Source organism: Terriglobales bacterium (genome assembly GCA_035454605.1).
Taxonomy (GTDB): Bacteria; Acidobacteriota; Terriglobia; order Terriglobales; family Acidobacteriaceae; genus DATMAB01.
The window spans coordinates 1-7,948 of sequence record DATIGQ010000082.1 but is presented as its reverse complement, the minus strand read 5'-3'; the positions used below and the strand labels follow the sequence as shown (position 1 = coordinate 7,948).

Annotated in this window: 11 protein-coding genes and 1 tRNA gene; 2 read left to right on the top strand and 10 right to left on the bottom strand. The window is 65.9% G+C overall.

What is annotated here, in order from left to right:
* Positions 1-167 precede the first annotated feature (167 nt).
* Positions 168-860: a uracil-DNA glycosylase gene (locus VLE48_06135; GenBank protein HSA92573.1), complete on the top strand. Its 693-nt coding sequence runs from the start codon at positions 168-170 to the stop codon at positions 858-860.
* 32 nt (positions 861-892) lie between these two features.
* On the opposite strand, the gene VLE48_06130 is transcribed toward VLE48_06135, so the two are convergent.
* From VLE48_06130 to VLE48_06110, 5 genes are all read right to left on the bottom strand, one after another.
* The gene (locus tag VLE48_06130; protein ID HSA92572.1) at positions 893-2,494 is read right to left on the bottom strand and encodes a glycosyltransferase family 39 protein; all 1,602 of its coding nucleotides are present in this window, start codon (positions 2,492-2,494) and stop codon (positions 893-895) included.
* Positions 2,495-2,563: 69 nt separating this feature from the next.
* A complete protein-coding gene (locus tag VLE48_06125) occupies positions 2,564-2,860 on the bottom strand; it encodes a DUF3467 domain-containing protein (protein ID HSA92571.1) in 297 nt (98 codons plus the stop codon).
* 79 nt (positions 2,861-2,939) lie between these two features.
* Positions 2,940-3,024: transfer RNA gene (locus VLE48_06120), tRNA-Leu, on the bottom strand.
* Positions 3,025-3,209: 185 nt separating this feature from the next.
* A complete protein-coding gene (locus VLE48_06115; protein HSA92570.1) occupies positions 3,210-3,482 on the bottom strand; it encodes a hypothetical protein in 273 nt (90 codons plus the stop codon).
* A gap of 149 nt (positions 3,483-3,631) precedes the next feature.
* Positions 3,632-3,808, bottom strand: a complete 177-nt coding sequence (locus tag VLE48_06110) for a hypothetical protein (protein HSA92569.1) — start codon at positions 3,806-3,808, stop codon at positions 3,632-3,634.
* Positions 3,809-3,989: 181 nt separating this feature from the next.
* Here VLE48_06110 and VLE48_06105 point away from each other — a divergent pair, with 181 nt between their 5' ends.
* Complete coding sequence (locus tag VLE48_06105; protein ID HSA92568.1) at positions 3,990-4,361, top strand: iron-sulfur cluster assembly accessory protein; 372 nt, start codon at positions 3,990-3,992, stop codon at positions 4,359-4,361.
* Positions 4,362-4,486: 125 nt separating this feature from the next.
* On the opposite strand, the gene VLE48_06100 is transcribed toward VLE48_06105, so the two are convergent.
* From VLE48_06100 to VLE48_06080, 5 genes are read right to left on the bottom strand one after another with little or no spacing between them, the layout of a single operon-like run.
* Positions 4,487-5,236, bottom strand: coding sequence for a hypothetical protein (locus VLE48_06100; GenBank protein HSA92567.1), 750 nt, complete (start codon positions 5,234-5,236; stop codon positions 4,487-4,489).
* Between the two features lie 31 nt (positions 5,237-5,267).
* Entirely contained in the window at positions 5,268-5,852 is a 585-nt protein-coding gene (locus VLE48_06095; GenBank protein HSA92566.1) for a hypothetical protein, read from the bottom strand.
* A gap of 1 nt (position 5,853) precedes the next feature.
* The gene (locus VLE48_06090; protein ID HSA92565.1) at positions 5,854-6,396 is read right to left on the bottom strand and encodes a GspMb/PilO family protein; all 543 of its coding nucleotides are present in this window, start codon (positions 6,394-6,396) and stop codon (positions 5,854-5,856) included.
* Positions 6,393-6,980, bottom strand: a complete 588-nt coding sequence (locus VLE48_06085) for a PilN domain-containing protein (protein HSA92564.1) — start codon at positions 6,978-6,980, stop codon at positions 6,393-6,395. The genes VLE48_06090 and VLE48_06085 overlap by 4 nt, the downstream gene beginning before the upstream one ends.
* Positions 6,977-7,894, bottom strand: a complete 918-nt coding sequence (locus VLE48_06080) for a hypothetical protein (GenBank protein ID HSA92563.1) — start codon at positions 7,892-7,894, stop codon at positions 6,977-6,979. Before VLE48_06080 ends, VLE48_06085 begins: the two co-directional genes overlap by 4 nt.
* Positions 7,895-7,948 lie beyond the last annotated feature (54 nt).

Sequence of the window (7,948 nt, the reverse complement as noted above, 5' to 3'; positions counted from 1 at the left end):
AGCGAACGGTCAGGCGAGCCTTTGATGCAGTTCGAGCAGCGGTTTTTCTCCGTCGTTCTCGAAAAGGGGGAGTGGTACGTCGTTTCGTACGAGGAGTTCAGCAAGCTCAAAGTGGGTGAGAAGGCAACGTTCATAGCCTTCGGCCCCATTTCCCAACCAGTTCTCTGATGGATACAAAGTGGCTGAAGGTGCTAAACGCCGAGATCACTTCCTGCCGCCTCTGCCCGCGGCTGGTGGCGCACCGGGAGAAAGTCGCGCGCGAGAAGCGCCGCGCCTATCGCGACTGGGAGTACTGGGGCAGGCCGGTCCCGGGGTTCGGCGACCCGCGGGCGCGCGTCCTGGTACTGGGCTTGGCTCCGGGCGCACACGGCTCCAACCGCACCGGGCGCATGTTCACGGGTGACGGCTCCGGCGACTTTCTCTATCCGGTCCTCTATCGCGCCGGCTTCGCCTCGCAGCCCGACGCCACCGACCGCGACGACGACCTCCGCCTGCGCGGCCTTTACATCACGGCCGCGGCGCGCTGCGCGCCTCCGGACAACAAGCCCGCGCCAGCCGAGCTGGCCAACTGCTCGGCCTTCCTCGACCGCGAGCTAGAGGGGCTGAGTCACGTGCGCGTCGTGGTCGCCCTGGGCCGCGTCGCCTTCGACGCCTTCCTGCGCCATCTGAAGCGCAGAGGCCTGATTGAGACTGCGCGGGGCATGGTCTTCCGCCACGGCGCGCGCTACAGGCTGCCGGGCGGCAGGACGCTGCTAGCCTCCTATCATCCTTCCATGCAGAACACGCAAACCGGGAGGCTGACGCGGCCGATGTTCCTCAGGATCTTCAGGGCCGCAAGGCGACTCGCGGAAACAGATTGAGGGATTGTCCATCGACGGATTGAACGACTGACTCAATGATTCAGTGATTCAATCTCCCGGACGCTTGCGTTCTGAACCCGCCCGATCTCGATTACCGCTACCCACTGTCCTCCCCGGCGTTCCTGGTAGACGATGTGCCCGCCCAGCAGCGCGGCGGCGGACTCCGGCTCCGGGTCGCGGTGATAGTCGAAGAAGTGCGTCTCCCATCGTTCCCATTGGGGAAACCGGCGCAACAGGTTTTGCGGCGGATCGGGCTTGGTGGAGAACAACAGGGCCACGTCGTACAAAGCATTGTTGCGCGCCGCGATGGCCATTTGTGGAGGCGAAAAGTCGCGCAACGCGATGACCCGCAGCGGAATCCGCGCGTAGCCCAGGTACGGTCGCGTCAGCTCGTCCGTGCCCGGCCACGCCGTGAGCACGCGCGCCAGCGAGTAGCGCTGGCTTAGGTAGTCCGCCGCGCGCTTGTGCATGAGCACGTAGTCGCGCCACGCCAGGCTGTCTTCGGGGGAGAACGGCACCGGCGGCTGCAGGAACATGGCCGCCACGAATACGGCTGCGACCGTCGCCACCAGCGCCCTCCAGTGGCGCAGTCGGCGGCGCAGCGTCGAAACCCACACGATGACCACCAGGGGAACCGCCGGAAGCATGTAGCGCGCCAGCACCGCTCCGCCCGCCACCGAGAACGCCGCGACGTAGGCCGCGATCACTACTGCGAACGTCATCTGCGTGCCCAGGGCGATGCGTGGGCGCTCCTGGTCGCCCTCGCGCAGAGGCCGTCGGAACATGGCGAGCAGGCCGGCCAGCGTGAGCGCCCACAGGCCCTGGTGGCCGAAGGCCTGCCACAGCCGGCGCAGCGCTGCCAGCGCCATGCGCAGCGGGTCGAACGTGGCCAGCAGGTTGTACCGCACGTACTCCGGATTGCCGAACAGGTAGCCGGTGCGCTCGCGGTGATACTCAAACCATAGGGCCAGAGGGACCGCGGCCAGCAGCAGCAGCAGGTATTGCGGGCCGTGGCGGGATTCCTCCGGGTCATGCGGCGCCTTTGCGCGCCGCAGGAACTGCCATCCTGCCAGGGCCAGCGGCGCGACGATGGCCGTCTCTTTGGCCAGCGCGGCCAGCGCGAACAGCAGAGTCGCCCTGGCCATGCGCCGCTCCACGTAGAACGAAAGCGCCCACATCGTTAAAGCCATGGCCGCCAGGTCCAGATGCGCCATCACGCTCTGCATGAAGAAGACGGGATACAGCGCGGTGACGACGGTTGCCGCCGCGGCCACTTCCGCGTTCGCCACCTGCCTGGCCAACCGGTGGACGCCCACCAGCGCCAACGCCGCCACCAGCAGCATGGCGGTGCGCGTCACCGCTGGCATGAGTCCGGAAAGCTTCCACCAGAGCGCCAGGTAGGCCATCACCAGCGGAGGGTGAGCATTGGAGAGCGTGGATTGGGGAATGGGATCACCGGTCAGCAGCAGGTCCCGGGCCGCGGGCACGAAGTATCCCGCCTCATCCCAGAAGTAGGGGAGGCGCAGCAGGGGAGAGTGCAGCAGGAAAAGCGCGGTAAAGATCAACGCAAAAGTGCGCGCCCGGTGCCCCGCGTAGAGAAGCCACTTTTTGGCGACGTCGGCTGTCCGGCCCACTTCACGCTTCCCACTGAAGACTGAGAACTGCGAACTGAGGACGAGGCAGTGATCTCCGGCCACCGGCCACTAGTTGATGGGCCCCCCGGGCGTCATTTGCGGGTCCAGCTTGATTTCTCCAAAGGCCTTCTCGTAGTTCATGACGTTCTGTTCCAGGATGGCCATCAACGCCTTGGCTTGCTGCGGGCTGAGATAGATGCCTTGGTAGTTCTGCACCTCGACCTCGGTGGGCGTCTGCTGCCGCAGCGTGCCGAAGACCAGGAAGAAGTCCCAGACGCTCACCCGCACCTGCACGCTGTTGGCATAGTTCTCGCGGTAGTCGCCGCTCTGGAAGAGCTTGACGTTGGGCTGTTGCGGATTCGACATGATGGCCTCGTTGAGAATGGTGTGGAGCCCAGGGACGCGATCCGAGGCTTCCAGCTAGAAGCAGCTAGAAGCTGTTTTCTGGTGCCAGGAGTGGGATTCGAACCCACACGCCGTATGGCACACGCTCCTAAGGCGTGCGCGTCTGCCAGTTCCGCCATCCTGGCTGCCCTCATTGTAATTCCTTCGCGGCTCGGGATGGGGCAGCGGAACCGCGGGCGGAACCTTCCCGGGCCACAAGTACGCCCGAACATAACGACGCCTTCCGGCAGAAGCCGGAAGGCGTCCTGAATCCGTCAGCACTCGGCCCGGCGCGCTCACCAGCGTCGCGGCGCGTCGGCTCCCCGGGCGCTCAGTAGTTCTGCATGAAGCCCTGGTAGAGCCAGAAGCCGAAGATCACCACCGCCAGCACACCCGAGGCGGCCCCGAACATGCGCACCAGCGGCGTGAGCTTGTCGATCCTGGCGACCAGCTCCTGCTGCTCCTGTGCCATGTGCGATTCCGACTCGTCGATGAACAGCTGGTCGTCCTCGTGGATGGTGAGCGTGCTGCGATAGATCAGCAGAACCACAAGCACCGCGGTGATCGCACCCCAGATGATCAACATCATGGTCATGGTCGGCATACGCTACCTCGCTCGGAGCCCGGGATCGTCTGCGCCCAAGGACCGGCGGCAACCCGCGTGTCAGGCCAGCCGATAGGGGGTCCCTGCCGCAGATTATAGCCCCGCAACCGACCGCAAGCGCAAATTTCAGGGGCCTCCTCTCCGGCCCCCTAGCAGTACCGGAACAGCACCCCCACCAGCAGTAACAGCAGGCCGAAAAACAGCACCGCTTTCAGCCCCTTCTGCTGTTCTTCCACGTCCACTTCGGCCGAATATTCCTCCGGCTCCGGCTCATCGCCGTACTTGGACGGCGGGAAGAACAGGGGATCGCGATCCGAGCGGCCCATGCGCGCCATTGTAGCTGGCCGCGGTGACCAGGGCCGGCGAAACCGCGGCCGGCATGGGAGCACTCCTGCGGCCCCGCATCCCCTCCGTCTCCACAGCATCTAATTGTGTGAGGGCTCGTAGCTGGAAGCTAATGAAGGGCCTCACGGGCCCGTGCTATAATCAGCCGCGAAGGAGATACGAATGTCCACAACCACCACACCGAACGTCGAAACGACCCCCAAGGCTCCGCCCGTCACCCTGACCCCCGCGGCCATCGCCAAGGTCAAGGAGATCATGGCGCAGCAGGATCCTGTCCCGGCCGGCCTGCGGGTCGGCGTGGTCGGCGGCGGCTGCTCCGGCTTCTCTTACTCCATGGCCTTTGAGAACTCTGCCGGCATGATGGACAAGAGCTTTGACTTCGACGGCCTCAAGGTTTTTGTCGACGCCACCTCGCTCATGTACCTGAACGGCTGCGTCGTGGACTACGTGGAGACGCTCGAGGGCGCCGGCTTCAAGTTCGAAAACCCCAACGTCAAGACCACCTGCGGCTGCGGCTCCTCCTTCAACGTATAGGCTGCCGAGTCTTGGCCCCGTCTTCGCGACGGGGCCTTTGTGTCTTGCGCGGGATTGCGATGGGTAATCTGTAACGCGCAATCTCTCCCGGCCCCAGCGGCGACATCACGCAAATTACAAATGTCTCACTTGTCTGGCGGCAGAGTGGGCTGTAGTGGCCTGCCTTGCGGCTGCGTTCCCGGCGTGGGCGTGCTCGGCTTCCCGGGTTGACCAGGCCGTCCCGGCTGCGCCGTCTGTCCCGGCTGAACGGGCGGGCGCGCGCCCGGGTCTTGGGATACGTCGTAGACGAACTCCCATTCGTTGTAGTGATTCTTGCCGTCGAGTTCGCGGATGGACTCCTCTTCGCTCTTGCTGGCGACGCCTACGATGGGACCGCCGCCGAAGCGCCGGCCCGAGAGCGAATCGCCCGCAGGTCGGCCCGCCGGTCTGGTGGCGGAGCCGGGTTGTTCGCTGGTTCCGCCCGCCGGTCGCGCGCCGGGCAGGACCGCCTGACCCGCTTGCGCCTGCCCGCCGCCGAATGGCTGCCCGGCCCTGGGCCGCGCTTCGCCGAAGTGGATGATGCGCCACTCGCCGCTTTCCGTCATCGGATCCTTGTAGCGGCGGCGCAGGAAGCGCAGGTTGTTGGTGTTCTCCAAGTCCTCCATCTTGGCGGGATAACGTCCGAACTTGCGAACGTAGCGCTGGATGGCGCGCACGTACTGCCGCCCGCGCCGGATCATCTCTTCCTCGCGGTCGCGTTTGATCTGCTGCGCGATCACCGGCGCCGACACCGCCATGGCCAGCAGCATCAACATGAGCGCCAGCAGGATGGCCAGCATGGCGTAGCCGCGCTCGCTCGAGGCTTGTGTCGATCGCGTGAAGTAACGCCGTTTCATGGACGAGCAAACCAGCCGCTGGCTGCCGGCACTAGCTTTGTGTCAGCGGCAGGGTCTGGCGATGGTTGTACTGCAGGTCCTCCACCTCCACCGTGCCCACGCCGATGCGCACGATCTTGTAGCGCCGGTTGATGATGTCGCCCTCGGCGCCGATGAACACGTTCTCTCCCTGCGAGAGGAAAACCTTTTTAGGCTCGCCCGGCTGGCTGGCGAACCCGAAGAACTTCAAGTTGATAGGCGGCGGCGCGGGTGGTTGCCCCGCAACCGTCGCTCCTGCGCCTGGGCCGGCTGGCCGCACCACGTCCGCCACCGGCTTGGGGATTTCGATCTGACTCTGAAAGATGTTCCTTCCCGTGCCCTTGTACTCCGTCTCCTGGCTGGCACGCAGCAAGTCCAGACGCAGGGTGGGATTGAGCGAAGCGGCCGGTGGTCCGCGACGCGCGCGCCGGGGCGCGTTGCGCGAGCGCGTGGTGGCTGTCGGCGCCGCGTTCACGGGGGTGGAAGCCACCGGCTGCGGCTCCGGGCTGCGGAACATGCGCGGCACGGTATACAGTCCCGCCGCAACGGTCACCGCCAGCAGCAACACCATGCGCCGGTTTTCCAATCCCAACTTCAAGTTAGCTCTCCTGCTTCAAGTAAGTCTCCAACTCCAGGTCGAGCCTCACCTGCCCCTCTTCTCCTTCGTTCAGCGTGATGCGCTGAATGACGAAGAACATGGGGTCGCGTTCCAGCGCGTTGAGGAACTTCATCAGGCTGAGGTAATCGGCGGCCAGATTGGCCTTCACCGTTACCTGCCGAAGCCCGCGCAGCTCGCTCTCTTCCGTGGCGTACTTGACCTGCGAGATTTGCACGTGGTTCTTCGAGGCCAGCTTGCCCAGCCGCTCCGCCAGCGCCGACGCTTCCGAGGGCACACGCTCGGCATAGAACTTGTCCAGGTCCTGCGCGGCCTGCTTCAGTTTCTGGTCCACCTTGCGCAGGGGAGCCACCTCGCGCTCCCGCAGCCCGCGGCGCGCTTCCAGGCTCTGCTTTTCCGCCATCAGGTCCTCATGGGAGCGGGCCAGGGGTGAGAGCAGGAACGCGCCCGCGGCCGCGTCCAGCACCAGCAGGACGACCAAGAGCCACAGCATGCTCTTTCGCAACTCCTGCAGGTTGGAGATCATGGTGCGCCTCCGGCCAGGGCAGCCTCCGGGATGTAGAGGGCCACGATGTCGAACTGGATCGGACTCTCCTCATCGGCGCGCGTTTGCTCGGAGCGCAGCTCCGGCAGCCGGAAGCGCTCCGACGTCTCCATGCGCCGCACCAGCTCCAGGGCCTGGTCGCGCGAGCGTCCGGCCACTCGCATGTGCAACTCGATCTGGTTGCCTTCCACTACCGCGGGCTCGAGCGAAGTTACGTACACCTGCGCCGGCATGATCTTCTCCAGGGCTGCGAACACCTGCGTCCAGGAGAAGGTGCGGCGCGCAATCAGGCCGTTGGTGAACGCGGCGCGCCGCCGCAACTCGGCGTGTTCGGGACGGTTCAGCACCGCCACCGCTTCCTGCTGCTCGCGGTCCAGCCGGGCCAAGTCTTCCTGTATCTGCTCGATCTCAGCGCGCGTGTCTTGCGTGCCCGCCCACGTGCTCACGGCGTAGCTCACCAGGCCGAGCGTCAGCAGGCCCACCAGCGCCAGGGCCGTGCCCCACTGGGCGAGGAATTGTCGTACGTCCTCGTAAGGCTGGCTGGCCAGATTGACGTCGAGCTTCATGCCAAAGCTCCCAGCACGCCGGCCAGGGCCGAAACCGGCACGTGGTCGCGCGTGAGCATCTGCTCCATCTGGGCGCGGCTCACCAGCGGCTCGGCCCGCACTCCGATCTGCGTTTCCAGGGCGGCTCCCAGCCCCTCCGACTCCAACTGCCCCGCCAGAAGCACACGATCCAGGCCGGAGCCGTAGGTGTCTTTGAAGAACACGACCGAGGGATAGATTTCGTCGGCCAGGCGGGCATCGTCGCCCGTTCCCGGCTCGTTCTCCAGCGTGCGGTACAGGCGCAACTCGTTGCGGTCCACGATGGCCACCGTGGTGGTGAGCGCATCGGTCTTCACGATCATGGCCGGAGTCAGCGCGTCCACCGCGCCCAGCACCGCCAGCATCGAAGGCACGACCACCCCCGGCGTGTAGCCGGCGTCGCGGAACGCGGCTTCATACTCCTCCACCACCGGGCGCGGCGCCACTGCCACGACCGCGGTGATGCGGCCGGCTTCGGCCGCGAACGTTCCTTGCGGCCTCTGTACATGGAAGGAGATGGCGGCGTGTTCCACGTCGAAGGGCAGCGTCTTGCGCAGCCGGAAGCGCACCAGGGAGGTGGCCTCGTCGGTGTGCTGCGGGAAGTTCTCGAATTCCAGCAGGGAAACCCGCACGGCTGCATCCGGCAGGATGGCGATCACGTCGCGCGCCCGTCCCGCCACCGGGCCCAGCGCGTTGGCGATGGCCTGGCGCAGTTCCGCCGCGTCGCCTACGTTGCCGGCCGCCAGCCCGGGATGCACCGTGCCCACCCCGATGGTCCGGCACGTGCACAGGTCCAGGCCTTGTCCCAGTTGCGCCGCGCGCGCCGCAATCACCCGGTTGGCGGCGACTTCACACGCCACCTTGGGCCGCGCCCGCGCCTTGCCTTCACCGCTCATAGTCCTGTGCCGCGGTCACTCCATCGACCGCTTCGCCGCCGATTGTATCCGAAA